This window comes from Pseudomonas sp. GW821-FHT07E12, assembly GCF_058986605.1.
The window spans coordinates 14,312-29,310 of the sequence record NZ_JBYSVX010000028.1 but is presented as its reverse complement, the minus strand read 5'-3'; the positions used below and the strand labels follow the sequence as shown (position 1 = coordinate 29,310).

At 58.6% G+C, this 14,999-nt stretch carries 15 protein-coding genes and 1 pseudogene; 4 read left to right on the top strand and 12 right to left on the bottom strand.

Features of this window, described 5'->3' with window-relative positions; translation table 11 throughout:
* Positions 1 to 105: 105 nt before the first annotated feature.
* The 12 genes and pseudogenes from AC3WJE_RS14895 to AC3WJE_RS14840 form a co-directional block, all read right to left on the bottom strand.
* The gene (locus tag AC3WJE_RS14895) at positions 106 to 570 is read right to left on the bottom strand and encodes a DUF1833 family protein (RefSeq protein ID WP_493731596.1); all 465 of its coding nucleotides are present in this window, start codon (positions 568 to 570) and stop codon (positions 106 to 108) included.
* Positions 567 to 923 (bottom strand): hypothetical protein, encoded by a 357-nt coding sequence (locus AC3WJE_RS14890; RefSeq protein WP_493731595.1) that lies wholly within the window; start codon positions 921 to 923, stop codon positions 567 to 569. Before AC3WJE_RS14890 ends, AC3WJE_RS14895 begins: the two co-directional genes overlap by 4 nt.
* On the bottom strand, positions 920 to 3,409 hold the full coding sequence (locus AC3WJE_RS14885; RefSeq protein ID WP_493731594.1) for a phage tail tape measure protein: 2,490 nt from the start codon (positions 3,407 to 3,409) through the stop codon (positions 920 to 922). Before AC3WJE_RS14885 ends, AC3WJE_RS14890 begins: the two co-directional genes overlap by 4 nt.
* Before the next feature lie 411 nt (positions 3,410 to 3,820).
* On the bottom strand, positions 3,821 to 4,168 hold the full coding sequence (locus AC3WJE_RS14880; RefSeq protein ID WP_493731593.1) for a hypothetical protein: 348 nt from the start codon (positions 4,166 to 4,168) through the stop codon (positions 3,821 to 3,823).
* Between the two features lie 3 nt (positions 4,169 to 4,171).
* Positions 4,172 to 4,624 (bottom strand): hypothetical protein, encoded by a 453-nt coding sequence (locus AC3WJE_RS14875; protein ID WP_493731592.1) that lies wholly within the window; start codon positions 4,622 to 4,624, stop codon positions 4,172 to 4,174.
* Positions 4,625 to 4,963: 339 nt separating this feature from the next.
* A complete protein-coding gene (locus tag AC3WJE_RS14870) occupies positions 4,964 to 5,161 on the bottom strand; it encodes a hypothetical protein (RefSeq protein WP_493731591.1) in 198 nt (65 codons plus the stop codon).
* Positions 5,162 to 5,575: 414 nt separating this feature from the next.
* Complete coding sequence (locus AC3WJE_RS14865) at positions 5,576 to 6,094, bottom strand: hypothetical protein (protein WP_493731590.1); 519 nt, start codon at positions 6,092 to 6,094, stop codon at positions 5,576 to 5,578.
* Positions 6,091 to 6,507: a lysozyme gene (locus AC3WJE_RS14860; protein ID WP_493731589.1), complete on the bottom strand. Its 417-nt coding sequence runs from the start codon at positions 6,505 to 6,507 to the stop codon at positions 6,091 to 6,093. Before AC3WJE_RS14860 ends, AC3WJE_RS14865 begins: the two co-directional genes overlap by 4 nt.
* A gap of 58 nt (positions 6,508 to 6,565) precedes the next feature.
* Complete coding sequence (locus tag AC3WJE_RS14855; RefSeq protein WP_493731588.1) at positions 6,566 to 6,898, bottom strand: hypothetical protein; 333 nt, start codon at positions 6,896 to 6,898, stop codon at positions 6,566 to 6,568.
* Between the two features lie 432 nt (positions 6,899 to 7,330).
* On the bottom strand, positions 7,331 to 7,849 hold the full coding sequence (locus tag AC3WJE_RS14850; RefSeq protein ID WP_493731587.1) for a hypothetical protein: 519 nt from the start codon (positions 7,847 to 7,849) through the stop codon (positions 7,331 to 7,333).
* A 735-nt stretch (positions 7,850 to 8,584) separates the two neighbouring features.
* Positions 8,585 to 9,754 (bottom strand): methyl-accepting chemotaxis protein, encoded by a 1,170-nt coding sequence (locus AC3WJE_RS14845; protein WP_493731631.1) that lies wholly within the window; start codon positions 9,752 to 9,754, stop codon positions 8,585 to 8,587.
* Positions 9,728 to 10,222: pseudogene (locus tag AC3WJE_RS14840) on the bottom strand (HAMP domain-containing protein); the annotation flags it as partial. The gene AC3WJE_RS14845 and the pseudogene AC3WJE_RS14840, both read right to left, overlap by 27 nt.
* Positions 10,223 to 11,372: 1,150 nt before the next feature.
* Between AC3WJE_RS14840 and AC3WJE_RS14835 the strand changes: the two are divergent.
* The 4 genes from AC3WJE_RS14835 to AC3WJE_RS14820 all read left to right on the top strand — a co-directional run bounded on the left by AC3WJE_RS14835 (position 11,373) and on the right by AC3WJE_RS14820 (position 14,981).
* Entirely contained in the window at positions 11,373 to 12,428 is a 1,056-nt protein-coding gene (locus tag AC3WJE_RS14835; RefSeq protein WP_493731586.1) for an aldo/keto reductase, read from the top strand.
* The gene (locus tag AC3WJE_RS14830; RefSeq protein ID WP_493731585.1) at positions 12,425 to 13,276 is read left to right on the top strand and encodes an amidohydrolase family protein; all 852 of its coding nucleotides are present in this window, start codon (positions 12,425 to 12,427) and stop codon (positions 13,274 to 13,276) included. The genes AC3WJE_RS14835 and AC3WJE_RS14830 overlap by 4 nt, the downstream gene beginning before the upstream one ends.
* Positions 13,277 to 13,355: 79 nt before the next feature.
* Positions 13,356 to 14,099 carry an SDR family oxidoreductase gene (locus AC3WJE_RS14825; protein WP_493731584.1) on the top strand — a complete coding sequence of 248 codons (744 nt, stop codon included), beginning with the start codon at positions 13,356 to 13,358 and terminating at the stop codon, positions 14,097 to 14,099.
* A gap of 27 nt (positions 14,100 to 14,126) precedes the next feature.
* Positions 14,127 to 14,981 (top strand): fumarylacetoacetate hydrolase family protein, encoded by an 855-nt coding sequence (locus AC3WJE_RS14820; protein ID WP_493731583.1) that lies wholly within the window; start codon positions 14,127 to 14,129, stop codon positions 14,979 to 14,981.
* Positions 14,982 to 14,999 lie beyond the last annotated feature (18 nt).

The window sequence follows — 14,999 nt, the reverse complement described above, 5'->3', positions numbered from 1 at the left end:
CACGTCCAAATAGCTCCCTCTGCACCAATACGACCAGATCTGCACAATCGAAGGAAGTCTCATCGTATGGAATCTGGGTATAACGCCCTACGTCGACGACAGTGATCAAGTGAAGATACCTGGCAACGTAAAGCGGTTGCCCCGCAAATTGACCGCCTGCTGGCGCATCAAATAATCGACGCCACATTGTGCGGTTGCCGTCTTTGCGGTCACCGTCACCTGGGTCATCGGCAAATATAATGTCTCCTCGATCGTGTCTGGATCTGCTCGATCGGTGATCATGATCTTGACCGTGATCAGCTCACCTGGTTGCAGCGCCTCCAGATCTTCGGTCATCGAGCGCCCCACGTTATCTATAACCAACTGCGTGCGTGGCGTCTGGCCGCTCACATCGTCAGGCAACTTGAACCCGAACGGAATGCCAACAAACTCCTTTCCGCCGCTGGTCCAGTTTCTCGTGTCGTTGACGATACGCAGGGCTTGAGCAAAAGAGGGGGCAGATAGTTCGGCCAGCACCAACGCTCCTGCCTCGTCCGTAACACGTTGGCGACGCTCGGTGAATGTGCTCATCGCATGTACTCCAGAACAAGATCTCGCTTTGCAAATCGAAACTGGGTATTTAAGGGAACCAACTTCCCAATACTTCCATTTTGAAACCGTGCGCTAATCATCTCGCCAGTCCGGGGATGCTCCATTGAGAACCACCCAATACGCCCAACCTCATCGAAGTACCAGCTTTCGAAGGCAGCTACGGCCTCAGTCGATCGAAACTGCACGGAGGCCTGGATCGATTGCAAGACGTCCGAATTGAGGATGCGTTGCTTAGGGACACCACGCTCCATTTCCGATCGCTCTACGGATGGGTCGAACTCTTCGCTGTAATCAGCAAATCGAACTTCCGCATAATCAGGCCATGTGATCATCCGACAACCTCCGACCATCCATAGCGCGCTCTACCCAAGGTACTCAGCTCACCTCCATCAAGGCTTTCCCCCACGATATCGATCACCAGCTTCCTGAGCGAACTACCATCCGGCATTTGCTGTGTGACTTGCCTTGTCTGCACCTTGTTACTCCCATAATTATTGACCTCGACCTTCATCCCGCCCGCGGACTCGGATGACAGGGATACGGTCCCACCGACCTGTCCCGCAATACCGCCGTTGGCATACCCTCTATGCAGAGCACGGCGTAAGGCATAAAACCCGGAAGGGCCGCCCAGGGCCGCCACGTCTTCCTTTGACAGCACCCCCTCATCGCGATGAACAATACCGGCTACCTCATACTTGCCGCCTCGTCCGGTGTAACCACCCCCATCGAAACCCTTCATCCCGATATTGACAAGATCCGAGGTCGAAATCTTGTCGAGGCTTTGAATTTGAATACTTTCTTTATTAACACCAGTAATAGTGTTACCGAGGATCGCGTTATATGCCATGTCGAATAGGCCCGTTACGGCCTGCTTGGCGATGATGCGAGTAAGGTCCGCTATCACGGAGTCAGCAAAACCGGAAAAAGATAGCTTTCCGGTCTGAACAAAAGACACAAGCGCATCCTCCGCTCCCTTGAACGCGTTGTTCATCAAACCATACACCTGACCGGCGAAATCTGCCGACTGAGCACGTAGGTCCTCGAATGCTCGGATGAATCCATAGCGCCAATCCGCCAGATTGCTGGTACGCAGCTCCTGGTAAGACGCCTCCTCCTCTAGCGCCTTCTCGTAACTTACGTCTATTTCCTTCTTCTGCTCGCCATATCCTGATGCGTTCTCATCTAACGAATTGATCCGCTTTTTATAATCATTATATATATTCAGCTGTCTGCGAAGGCTATCGACTGACGCTGAACCCATGGTCATGGGAAGTAGGTCATTCCTATTGGTACTCTTTTGACTATCCAGCGACTCGGCTAGCTGAGATTTGACGCGAGCCAAGTCCTCCGCCGCCTTCTTCGTGGCCTGATACTCAGCAGTCTCCTTGCTCTGAGCGATCATGCTATCCAGCTGAACCGTGATACGCTTCTTCTCAGCCTCAGTCAGCTTGCTCTTGGCAGAGTTCATCTCCTCGATAACGGCTACCTGCAGCTTCTGAGCGGCAGTCAGCGGGTTGGCCAATGCCATTTGCTCTTTGTCGAGCGAAATCTGCTTCTCAATGCGACCTATGATTCCGTCATATTGACCTTCGCTCTGTCTAACTATGGCGGGGGCCCCCCCCGCACCCTTAGAGTTATTTGATTTGCCGCTCAGCCTGTACTCTCTTCGAAGAGCTTCGCGGTCAGCTATAAAACCTTGCTTCTGGACGCTGCTCGCCTTATTCCAGGCCTTATTGAATGATTCACCGTCCATGCCACTTTGTCCAAATCCCCTGGAGAACTCGACTGCCATTTGAGCCATGGCGGCCATGTAATCTCCTTTCTCCTTCCTGATCCGATCTACCTGCAGGCCCCAGACTCTATCTTGGGCAGATACTCGCATCTTGGCCAGTTCATCATTGGCTACGATAGCAGCCCACTCTACGTTGCCGATCTGCGCTTTGAGCCTTTCGAACTTCACAGAGTCGACCTGAATAGCCGCCTGTCGAAGTTTTTCGAACATCTCGGGATCAAGAGTCCTTCTGAACTGGTCTTCCAGTTGGAGGAATTGCTCCTGAACAGGTTTCACGTTGTTACGTAGGCCCTCCAGTTTCGACTCGACCTCAGCGATTTGTGGGTCGTAAATGTAGACTTGCCCCTCACTACCTCTTCCGTACTCCGCTCTAGCAGCGGCCGAACGCCGCTTCCGCAGTTCCGTAAGCTGGTCTTCGTACGTGGCGATTTCCCTCTGCGTACTTCTGACCTTGACTCCATAGGAATTCCATTCTTCTATGCTTTCGGTTAGCGGCCGTGCCCCTGCCAGTCGCTTCATCTGATCTGCCGTCTCTGCGATCGAGAATCGCAGAACCTTGAGCGACTCGATTTGATCCAGATACTGCTGTTGAGCTTCTTTAGATTTATTTTCAGAATCTATCACGGCCTGCGCGAGCGTCTTAACACCGGTGATCGCCAGTCCCCAAGGACCTCCCAATGCTTTCAGTAATCCGCCGCCAGCCGACTTTAGTATCCCTCCAGTACTCGTATCTGACTCTTTCTTGGCATTTGCAGCGTACTTCTCAGCCTCCTGCAGTCCTTGTTGTAGCAGTTGGACAGATTTCAGCGCTTCCGTAAGAGCGCTCGTATCAAAGGATGCTCCTCGAAATCCACGGAATTCTAGCGATGCTCTATTAAGAGTTGCGATTGATACTGCTGTTCTATCTGCTTCTTTCCTAATAGCTCCAAAATTCTGACTTGCTAGGCGACTAGCCTCAGTCATGGCAGCTCGATAGACCGTCGTATCTACACGCAGTGTTACGTCGTATGCAGCGTTATTGTTCATAATTTCTCTGTGATTTTTTACTTGCGTTCGGCAAGCATTGTTGATATCGCAGCCTTCACAGCTATAAACATTATTCGCTGCACTTTTAGAATTAATTATTGTTTTTCTTTGATGCAGACTGAAACATTTCTATTAGCTGCTGGGATCGATCTTTTGCGTCATCACCTGACGAGACTTTCCGCTTTACCAACATGAAGTCCGAAGGACATGTTTGATTCCCGTGAACCCTTGCTAACACATCGGCAACTTGCGCAAGCATCCACTGTAATGGCTCATCCAATGGCTCAATGGATGCGAAGGCGTACATCTCGGACAGCTGGCGGGACGTGAGTCCCGCCAGCATATGGTCCGGATGCGCATAGCCGAGGCGCCACGCTATGCGGAACTGGAGCCGGCGCTCAGGCCGGCTTATTAGTTTTTTTCCAGTTCCTCGACGGCTGCATTACCCAAAGCGTTCAATTTCTGGGCCACTTTGAATACCCGATCTAACGCAGCAGCAGACTTCAGCGTCAATTGAGATACTTCTTTGTCGGAGAACAACCGCTCTCCCATCTCATCGACCAAGCACATAGCCACGAATCGCGCCCGAAAGTCCTCCACCTTGGGCTTATCGCCGCCATAGGTTTCCTGCTCCCACCTATCACGATCACTCGCTGTCATGCTGGATGTCCGCACCGTCCCCCCCCATTCGGGTACCGGAACGTCTTCCGTCTTACGATCGTTGAATGCCAGAATTTCGCTTTTGCTAAGTAGCGGCATGTATCAGCCCCCGACCGGGGAGTCGACGATAGTGAAGTCACGCGGCAGCAGGTCCGCGGTGAAGGTCAGTACCGCGTTGACACCAGGAGCCACGTTGAAGGCGGCTACCTTTGCAGTAAATGTGGCCTTGTCGCCCGTCGGCAGCACCATCAAGAAATGCAGATCGTCACTTGCGGCCGCATCGCGCAGGATCTCCTGCCCCTCGGATTCACCGACCGACCAGCGATGGCCGGCAACCTGGATCGTCTGCCCCCCTGAGAGACCCACGATGTTCTCTACCTGAGTTGAGCGCAGATTGGTGGCATCAAGCGTGTTCGCCTGACCGCGGCCGAAAGGGAAGGTGGTCAGGCCATCCACTTCCTTGTAACTGGAAGGATCGTTGATCGCTGTAGGGGCGGTGCCTGCCTTGACGTAAAGCGCGGAGTTCTGTGCGGAAATAGCCTTGTTATCTGACATATTAAGTTCCTTTAATTTAAATAAAAAAGCCGCCTTTCGGCGGCCGTTATTACTGCCTGATATCGGGCAATTTTTAGTAGCGATACAGAAGTTGGCCCGACACAACTTCTTGACGCGTCACTGAGAGTTTTTACTAACGCACCAATTTATACAATATTACAGAAGTGAACGCGGGTTCGCACTCTGCGCTCTCTCACGGCGAAAAATTCATATAAATTATTTAAATAATTAAAAATTGACGCACTAAAATTTCTTGATATCCAGTTTATTATTGACCGCACGCTATTTAAAAGTTAGCTGCCCGCCGATGTAATCATTGATCTTCCCATATTATATCTATTACGACTCCGCGACCCGCACGAGCTCCGGCGCGAAGCGGTATTTCGAACCTACGGTTAGATCGGCCGCATCGTCAGCCGGAACAGTCGTGATGATACGTGGCTCGCCGTTGTTATCAATTGCCGAAAAACTGAGCTGGATGTAGCCGGGACGATTTGCACCCTCATACTTCGACTCAAGAACCGTGATGATGTCCATTGTTATTTAATCCTTATTCCTTGTACGCAGACTTTCGTTTGTTGATGACTCTATTAACTAACTTTGACTTGATGCTCATTACGGCTTCTTGTAACTCGACGATATGCTCTCCAGCCGCATCGTCCACACGTTGCACATGATCCCGTGTGGAGGAAATTGCCTCCTCCTGCTTTACCAGGACCTCCCGCAAGTTGGACAGGGTAGTAAACAGATCTGTCACAGTCCGCTCGACGTCATCAATCCTTGCAGACAGGGTTGTATGCGCATCAATTCTTTCACCTATATCAATTTTGGAATTTTCTTTCACAGAACCAGGCCCCTATCACAGGTATCACTAGAATAATTTATAAATATTAATTAAATTAGAATAATTTTAATAACCCATTCGATCTCCTTTTTAATTGCCAACTTTATTCATTCAATATTAAACTCTTGCTCGTTCGTATCCGTCTTTCGACTTACGGCTGCTTGGTATCGATCGATACATTCGTCCCTTTCGGACTGGGTGAGCTCGACTGCTCGTACAATTCTTGCCGCACTAGCTCGGCGTAATCGGTCTTCTTCAGTAATTTTTGAGGCAACGATGGCGGTGCCATCGGACAACCGCTGAGTCTCACAAGCTGCCCACTGCTTGCGCATCCGACCAAGTTCACCAACGCGATCAGCAACAGCGGCATCCATACGCCTTTTGTAATCGTCATTAATTTTTTCTTCCCGTGTATCGGCAATGTCAGCTGCCTGCTGCATGGCTCGGATTTGTTTGTGCTCCGTCAACCGCACATCTAAAAGGGCTACTGCCTCCGCTTTTGCATCCGCGGTAGCGCTTGACGCCATGGAAAGCTCTGCGGAACGGCTACACCATTTCCACCCAGCCCAAAAGGCTCCAGTTGTCCACAGCGTGAAGACCAAGAATACGGCGATGATTCGATTCACTGGTTTCTCCATAGCGCGCGCCCTTCGCACAACGCACGCTCATCATCGCGGCGCAGTACCAAACCTCGCACTTCACGTCCCCCGGCATTCTTCCAACGATCCAACTCCGCACAAGCCGCTGGCCAGTCGTTCGCCAAGGCCTTGCGTTGTAATGTGCTACCGCACACCACCTTCGGTCCTAGATTGAACGCCGCGCTGGTAAGCGATGCCTCTACGTGCCGCAACATTGGGATGCTGATGCACCGACGCACGTGACTGTTCGCATCGGCCATATCGTCAGCCATAAGCGAGTTGCATTCGTCCAACGTATATTTCCTTCCTTGAACCACATCTTGCCCGGTATGCCCGTAGCACACGGTCAGCACCCCAACCGAATCCAGATACGGCGTATAGCGGACACCTTCCCATTTCATAATTAGTGGTGCCGTAATAGCGGCTACCCCCGTCGCCATAACTACCAGTACTCTGCCCTTAGCTGCCACGACGATGCCTCCACAGCGGAAGCCATTTCGTCATGACATGATGAGTTATAAGCATCAATGTATAGACAAGCGTCATTGCGTACACCCAATCCTGGAGTGAGAATCCCAAAATGGTGGCGCCAACTACCGTCGCTGGCGGCGATATTTTTGCCGCGCCGGCTGCAATGCTTTCTGTATAGGTATCTTGCACTGCTACTCTCCTCACGCCGGTATATCCGGCCAACTCATGCAGCATCCCGGGCTGCATGATAAATTTATATTCACCCACGGCTATTTTCCATGTGTGATCACGCTTTACCATCATGATATTGAATGTGATCATGGCGATAGTCGTATATAGGGCCGTCGCATCTTCACTTCGCTATGTTGGTAAATCTATCCGCTCAAGCGTCGGCCCTTCAAGCCGACATTATTATTTGTATTAACTCATTTTACGAAGTATCCGAGCGATGAATGCTCATTTATCTTGGAGGTTTGCGTCACCTTGTTGATACCAATGTCATATTTTATTAATAACGGCGCAACTATTTTCCCATTGGAATTGACGAAAACAAGGAATCCATATGGTATAAACAACTTCTTCAGCATCTCGAATAATTCCCGATGCTGGAGAATTTATCAATTTTAGTGTCGGCTCTTCAAGCCGACATTTACGTATTAATTCCTAAGATTTCAACAATAGTGAAAAGTAAGACCCGCCAATAAGCGGGTCTATCGTCATACTGACAAATCTATCGATGATAATGTCGGCCTTTCAAGCCGATAGCTCATCGCCTTGTCTTAGTGCTCGACGCAACGCGAGTACTGCGCCCGTCTCGGCGTCACCAAGCAGTGCCAGCATCCATGCGTAAGCGATTGCCCAATGACGGCGATAACTCTCCACATGACGTCCTATGGCTTCGGCACGGGATCGATCGCTGACGGCTATTACTCCACTTCCTCCGCATTTCCCGCACTTCACCACAACACCCGTATCAGCTTTCCTAACCTCTCTTCTTCCCATGCATTCTGGGCAACTGTTCCGCTTTTTGATCTCTAGCAACACGGCGATAACCATTCTTGGTAGCACGTTCGGTAGCTCTTTGGGCCAGCACTGGCTTCTTGCCTGCTCGAAAGCTTCACGTGCCCGTTGCAGCTCGTGGCGTTGCTCGGCGGTTACGACGCCGTGATAAACCGCGCGCACCTCAGCCATGCTCAGCAACAGACGGGCGTCTCTAACTTGATCTGCCTGCTGACTCCATTCTTTGCCCACTTCGGTCAACACATAGTTCATGAGAGCCCGCGTTGGCCGAACCACGTCTGAGCAATGGCAACATTCCAATACCTCGCGGCCCAGTCCCGCTGGAACGAATCCCAGAGCACCTGCAACATCGAGCCGGTCACGCGCATATCCACTCTCGATGCGCACATCGAAACGCATGCTCCCGGGTCCAAACCTCGCTAGAAGCTCTCTAACATCAGCCACGGCCTACCCTCCATATTGTCCCAGTAACCACTTGTCCATTCTCCTGGCCCACCGCCATACGAACCGAGGCGCGGCCAAACATTCGCTTTGGATTTGAGCCGCGTTTTGCACGGGTCACGGCATCCTCTAATTTGCCTTCGCACGGATCCCGCGAGACAGAAGCGCTACATCCCACCCATCGGGTTTGGATCCTATTTCTTGGACGTCTCAGGGACTGAGAGCGCGCTCGGCAGAGCGTCGACCGTAGACTTGTCGCGCCAAGACGGGTACTCCGATTCGGGTAGAACTCGACTTCGGGCTCAGGCCACAAAACGAGCAAAGGTGACAAGAATCATCGCGACGACCCGAGCGCTCAGTTCGTTAGTCAATGACCTGGAATACGTGGTGCGCATCCAGCAAATGGCGCTCCATGCGATGGGACGGTGTACCAGCCTGACTGAGACCGCTTCACCGCGAGCCCGCTCCCTCGCCCCGACAGACTCCGATCTAGCCGGTGGCCAGACACACGATCTTCTTCTGAAAACCGCCTCATAGCAGCCAGAATCAGCAGGCCGGACGTTCGAGCTCCAACCCAAGATCCGGCTCCGGTACAAGGGCGAATTCTGCCGCTTCATCTTCCGCCACGAACGCCTCTGCCGCGTCGGCCAGACGTGCAGCCTGCTCACGCATGTTGCCGGCAGCGGCGGATGATTCCTCGGCAAGAGCGGCGTTCTGTTCGGTGCTCTGGCCGATCCGGCGCAGTACGTGGCCGACTTCGGCGACGGCGCCGCCCTGGCGGCTGGAGGCGTCGCTGATTTCGCCCATCATGTCGGCGACTCGCTGCACCTTGCGCAGGATTTCGTCCATCGTCGCGCCGGTGCCGTCGACCAGCTTGGCGCCGGCTTCGACTTCCTGCAGCGAGTGATCGATCAGGCGACGGATCTCCTGCGAGGCGTTCGCCGAGCGTTGCGCCAGGCTGCGTACTTCGCTGGCGACCACGGCGAAGCCGCGGCCGTGCGAGCCGGCGCGTGCGGCTTCCACGGCGGCGTTCAATGCGAGCAGGTTGGTCTGGAATGCCAGGCCGTCGACGGTGGCGACGATGTCGCGGATACGTTGCGCCGATCCACGTGCGCCATGCATGCCGGCGATGGCGGCCTGCGCGACTTCGCGTCCGCGTTGCGCGGCGGCGCTGGCTTCTCCGCTCATCGCGGCGCTCTCGCGGGCACGTTGCAGGTTCTGCTGCGCCTCTTCCGATACCGAGGCGACCAGCGCGGTCACGCGCTGCACGTCGGCGGCCTGGCGTTCGTTGCGCGCGGACAGGTCGGCGGTGCCGGACGCCATTTCGTCGGCCGAGGCATGCACGCTGGTGGCCGAGCGCTGGATGTCGATCACGATCTGGCCGACCTGGCATATCGCTGCGTCCACCGCTTGCTGCATGCGTGCATACACACCCTCGCAGTCACCGTGCATGCGCTCGCGCAGATCGCCCTCGGCGAAACAGCCCAGCACGCGCGTGGCCTCGTCCAGATGCTGCTCCACGCTGCCCAGCAGCAGGTTCACGCTCTCGGCCAGGCGGTGCACAAAACCTTCCTTGTCGGTGAGGTCGATGCGTTGGTCCAGATGACCTTGCGCCGCACGCGCGACCAGCGCCGAAACCTCGTGCTCGATCACCAGCTCCAGGCGTCGATCCTGCCACTCGATCGCCGCGCCGAGCAGGCGGCCGTCGGCCTGCACCGGGCTGGTCTGCAGGACGAAGCGGGTATCGCCGAGCGCCAACTCGGCATGCTGCATCGCGCCGCTGTCGGCGGCGGCATCGAACTGACGCCTTAATTCTTCGTCCAGTCGCTCGGCCGGTGTTCCCATCAGCTCGCCAGCATCGATGCCGGCGCGGGCGAAGGTGGAGCACAGCGAGGCGTTGGCGTACACCACCACGCCGTCGGCATCGACCACCATGACGTTGGCCAGCGCGGCGTCCAGCGCCTGGCGGACGCGCTGGTTCTCGCGCGCGGCGCTGCGTTCGGTCTCGATGCGCTGGCGCAGGCTTGCCTGCATCTGCCCCAGCGCCTGGCCGAGGCGACCGATCTCGTCATGCGGGTTGCGCACGGCGAGGTGGCCGTCGAGACGGTCATCGGCGATCGCGCGGGCGAACACCACCGCTTCGTCCAGCGGTCGCACGATCGCGCGCAGCAACAGCAGCAACATCGAGACCAGCACGACCGCGACCGCCAGCAAGGTGGCACCGAAGATCACGTTCATGCGCGTGCGATCGGCGGCCTGGGCCTGGCGCTGTTGCTCCAGCAGCGCGGCCTGGCGTGTGCGCAGCGCCTCCAGTGCGGGCACGACCTGGGCGGCGGCCGCGTCCAGCGCTTCGGCCTCGCTGTCCATGCCGAAACGTGAGGCGGCGTAGGAGATGAAAGCGCCCTGATACTGCTGCATCAGTTCGCGGATCTGGTTCTTGTCCGCTTCCGGGATACGCGCCTTGCCCAGCAGCAGCTCGAACGGCATCGCCTCTTCGCCGAGGGCATCTGCGTATTTCTGTTCGCGACGCAGGATGAAGTCCTTCTCCGAGCGGCGCATCTTCAGCATCGAGACCTGCAGTTCCGGCACGTGGTACTTCGCCAGCATCTCTTCCATGCCGTGCACCGCCGTGCGCAGTTGGCCTTGCAGGCCCGCGTCTTCGTCATCTCCCAGTTCGGCGATACGCTCATCCAGCGCGCGTCCTGATTGGAGATAGTCCTGTACCGCGAGCTGCAGCGGCGTCTTGCCCGCGCCTGCCAGCGTGCGCAGGCGTTCCAGCGCCCGTTCGAACGCCTGCCCGCTCGCGGCGGAGAACGACATGGCATATTCGACCTGGCTGCGCCGGGCCTCGGCGAACGCCTCTGCCAGCGACTGCACCCGGGCGCTCTCGGCCTGGAAATGGCCGAGCCGCTGGTCCGCGAGCGCGTTGCCGGCGCTGACGCGCCAATAGGCGAAACCGATCAGACTCAACCCCAACACCAGGGCGACGAGGCTGAAACGAAGCTTGCGGGCGATGCCCATCGAGAACGACATACAGGGGGACCGGACAGAAATCCGCAGTATGTATCGGCCTGTTCCGGAGCTTCTTTAGGCCGACTTTCGAACGTTGTCGTTCGATGGGGGCACGCGGGTTTCGAGGGCCGCCACGTCGCAAGCACCAGGGGCGCGACCTGCCCATCTCAGCATCCGCGCGTGTCGATTCGATGACCGGCACCGGCGGCCGAGCCCGATCAGCGGGCCGTCGCGCTGCATCGCAACATGATTTTTACCTGTGACTCATATATTCATATGCGAACATAACGACAGGCCGAGCCTGTCTCGCGGAGTCTTATCCATGCATGCCAGCGCGCACGCGCTTCCCCCGCAGCCGCCCCATCCGGCGGACGACGCACGGCCACGCCAGATCGGCAACACGTCGGTGCGGCTGTCGCCGCTGGGCTTTGGCGCCGCGCCGATCGGCAATCTGTACAGCGAGGTCGACGAAGACATCGCGCTGGCTGCGGTACGCGCCGCGCACGCCGGCGGGATCCGTCATTTCGACAGCGCGCCTTACTACGGCTATGGCCTGAGCGAGACGCGACTTGGCCGCGCCCTGGCTGGCGTGCCGCGTGAGAGCTACACGCTGTCGACCAAGGTCGGCCGCCGCCTGATCGAGGATCCGGGCGCACAGGCCGGTCGCGACGGCTTTGCGGTGGCCGGTTGGCGCGCCGAGTTCGACTACAGCCGCGACGGCGTGCTGCGCGCATTCGAGTCGAGCCTGCAGCGGCTCGGCACCGATCGCATCGACATCCTGCTGCTGCACGACATCGGCCGGCTCACCCACGGCGAGCGGCATGCCGAAGTGCTGCGCCAGGCGCTGGACGAGGCGCTGCCGACCATGGCGGAGCTGAAATCGCAGGGCCTGTGCGGCGCGATCGGACTGGGCGTCAACGAGCAGGACGTCGCGCTGGACGTGCTGGCCGAGACCACGCTCGACTGCATCATGCTCGCCGGCCGCTACACGCTGCTCGAACAGCACGGCGCGCGCACGCTGCTGGATGAAGCGCAGCGTCGTGGCGTCTCGCTGCTGGTCGCCGGCCCCTACAGCTCGGGCCTGCTCGGCGATCCGCGCGGCCCCGGCCAGACCTACAACTACGCCCCAGCCGACGCCGACACGCTGGCACACGCGCGCCGCCTGTACGCCGCCTGCGCCGCGCACGACGTGGATACCGGCGCGGCGGCGTTGCAGTTCCCGCTCGCGCATCCGGCGGTGGCGGCGGTGGTGGCCGGGCTGCGCACGCCGGAGGAAGTCGCCATCGCGTTGAGCCGCCTGCATGCATCGCTGCCGGCGGCGCTGTGGGGCGAGCTGCGTGCGCAGGGCCTGCTTGAGGCCGATCTGCCCACGCCATGAAACGCGTCGATGCCCATCTGCATTTCTGGCAACTGTCGCGCGGCGACTACGACTGGCTGACGCCGGCGTTGGCGCCGTTGTACCGGGATTTCCTGCCCGACGACGTCGGCGCTGAACTGGATGCCGCCGAAGTCGATCGCGTCGTGGTGGTGCAAGCCGCCGCGACCGAGGCCGAAACCCGCTATCTGTTCACGCTGGCCGAGGTTGATCCGCGCATCGCCGGCGTGGTGGGCTGGGTCGATTTCGATGCCAGCGATGCACCTGCACGCATCGCTGCACTGTGCGCCGATGGCGGCGGATTGCTCAAGGGCCTGCGACCGATGGTGCAGGACATCGCCGATCCGAACTGGCTGGCGCGGCCAGTGCAGGATCCAGCCTTCGACGCGATGATCGAGCACGATCTGGCGTTCGATGCGCTGATCCGCAGCGTTCACGCGCGGGCACTGGAAACACGGCTGCATCGCCATCCGCAGTTGCGCGTGGTGATCGACCACGCCGCCAAACCGGACATCGCCGGCAGCGAGTTCACCGATTGGGCCGCCGCCCTCACCACGTTGGCACGCTATCCGAGCGTGCGCTGCAAGTTCTCCGGCCTGCTTACCGAGGCCGCACCCGGCGCCGGTATCGACATCCTGGCGCCGTACGCCGCGCACCTGTTCGCACAGTTCGGCCCGCAGCGCGTGCTGTGGGGCAGCGACTGGCCGGTGCTGACCCAGCGCGCGGACTACGCGCAGTGGCTCGCGCTCGCGCAGGCGCTGGCCGCGCGTGAGGCGCCTGGGCACGAAGCAGCGGTGTTCGCCGACAACGCTGCCGCGTTCTACCGACTCGCGCCGGCGATGTCGGCATGACGCTTTTCTGTGAGTCCTTCACAACAGCACCGCACATCCATGTGCGGGGTCCTCTTTCTTCTCCCCCACGAGGTCCACGATGAACCGTCTGCAAGGCAAGCGTTGCCTGATCACCGCCGCTGGCGCCGGGATCGGCCGCGAGAGCGCGCTGGCCTGCGCGCGCGAAGGCGCCCAGGTGCTGGCCACCGATATCGACGCCGCCGCGCTGGCCGCGTTGAGCGCCGAACATCCATCGATCACCGGGCAGACGCTGGACGTCACCGATCCGGCCGCGATCGAAACGCTGATCGCCACGCACGGGCCGTTCGACGTGCTGTTCAACTGCGCCGGCTACGTGCACGCGGGCAGCATCCTCGACTGCGATGCCGATGCGTGGCGACGTTCGTTCACGATCAACGTCGATGCGATGTACCACAGCTGCCGCGCGGTGCTGCCGGGCATGCTCGCTCAAGGGCGCGGCAGCATCATCAACATGTCCTCGGTCGCCTCCAGCATCAAGGGCGTGCCCAACCGCTTCGCCTACGGCGCCACCAAGGCGGCGGTGATCGGGCTGAGCAAGGCGATCGCCGCCGATTACGTTGCGCAGGGGGTGCGTTGCAACGCGATCTGCCCCGGCACGGTGAAAACGCCGTCGTTGGCGCAGCGCGTGGCCGCGCTCGGCGGCGACGAGCAGGCGGTGTGGAAGAGCTTCACCGATCGCCAGCCGATGGGCCGCCTCGGCGACCCGCGCGAGATCGCGCAGCTGGTCGTCTATCTGGCCTCGGACGAGGCGTCCTTCACTACGGGCCAGACGCACATCATCGATGGCGGCTGGTCCAACTGATCCCGACTCTGGAAAAAAGGAATCCCCATGAAACTCGTACGCTTCGGTGAACCCGGCCAGGAACGTCCCGGCCTGCTCGACGGCGAAGGCCGCATCCGTGACCTGTCCGGCATCATCGACGATGTCGCCGGCGAACACCTGACCGCCGCCGGCCTGGACAAGCTGCGCGCACTCGACCCGGCCTCGCTGCCGCGGGTGGAAGGCGAGGTGCGCTATGGCGCCGCAGTCGGGCGCGTCGGCAAGTTCATCTGCGTCGGCCTGAACTACGCCGACCACGCCGCCGAGTCCGGCATGGACGTGCCAGCGATGCCGGTGCTGTTCATGAAGGCGACCACCGCGATCAGCGGCCCCAACGACACCGTGGTGATTCCGCGTGGCTCGAAGAAGAGCGACTGGGAAGTCGAGCTGGGCGTGGTGATCGGCGACATCGCACGCGATGTGTCGCTGGAAGAGGCGATGCAGCACGTCGCCGGCTATCTGGTGGTCAACGACCTGTCCGAGCGCGAGTTCCAGCTCGAACATTGCGGGCAGTGGGTGAAGGGCAAGAGCGCCGACACCTTCGGACCGATCGGCCCGTGGCTGGTCACCGCCGACGAAGTGCCCGACCCGAAGAACCTGTCGATGTGGCTGGAGGTCAACGGCCATCGCTACCAGAACGGCAGCACCCGCACGATGGTGTTCGGCGTGGCCGAACTGGTCAGCCACATCAGCCGCTACATGACGCTGATGCCGGGCGACGTGATCAGCACCGGCACTCCGCCGGGCGTGGGCCTGGGCCAGAAGCCGCAGGTCTATCTGAAGCCGGGCGATGTGATGGAACTCGGTATCGAAGGCCTGGGCCAGCAGCGTCAGGCAGTGGTTGCGCATCCGCGTGACGCGTAGTTCGGCCTGATTTTTTGT

Bases quoted from the DNA above. Each gene is read 5' to 3' on its own strand.
- AC3WJE_RS14870 (WP_493731591.1), bottom strand. From the start codon at position 5,161: ATGGACATCATCACGGTTCTTGAGTCGAAGTATGAGGGTGCAAATCGT.
- AC3WJE_RS14835 (WP_493731586.1), top strand. From the start codon at position 11,373: ATGCATGCCAGCGCGCACGCGCTTCCCCCGCAGCCGCCCCATCCGGCG.
- AC3WJE_RS14875 (WP_493731592.1), bottom strand. From the start codon at position 4,624: ATGTCAGATAACAAGGCTATTTCCGCACAGAACTCCGCGCTTTACGTC.
- AC3WJE_RS14850 (WP_493731587.1), bottom strand. From the start codon at position 7,849: ATGAACTATGTGTTGACCGAAGTGGGCAAAGAATGGAGTCAGCAGGCA.
- AC3WJE_RS14860 (WP_493731589.1), bottom strand. From the start codon at position 6,507: ATGAAATGGGAAGGTGTCCGCTATACGCCGTATCTGGATTCGGTTGGG.
- AC3WJE_RS14825 (WP_493731584.1), top strand. From the start codon at position 13,356: ATGAACCGTCTGCAAGGCAAGCGTTGCCTGATCACCGCCGCTGGCGCC.
- AC3WJE_RS14820 (WP_493731583.1), top strand. From the start codon at position 14,127: ATGAAACTCGTACGCTTCGGTGAACCCGGCCAGGAACGTCCCGGCCTG.
- AC3WJE_RS14830 (WP_493731585.1), top strand. From the start codon at position 12,425: ATGAAACGCGTCGATGCCCATCTGCATTTCTGGCAACTGTCGCGCGGC.
- AC3WJE_RS14895 (WP_493731596.1), bottom strand. From the start codon at position 570: ATGAGCACATTCACCGAGCGTCGCCAACGTGTTACGGACGAGGCAGGA.
- AC3WJE_RS14855 (WP_493731588.1), bottom strand. From the start codon at position 6,898: ATGATCACATTCAATATCATGATGGTAAAGCGTGATCACACATGGAAA.
- AC3WJE_RS14885 (WP_493731594.1), bottom strand. From the start codon at position 3,409: ATGAACAATAACGCTGCATACGACGTAACACTGCGTGTAGATACGACG.
- AC3WJE_RS14880 (WP_493731593.1), bottom strand. From the start codon at position 4,168: ATGCCGCTACTTAGCAAAAGCGAAATTCTGGCATTCAACGATCGTAAG.
- AC3WJE_RS14890 (WP_493731595.1), bottom strand. From the start codon at position 923: ATGATCACATGGCCTGATTATGCGGAAGTTCGATTTGCTGATTACAGC.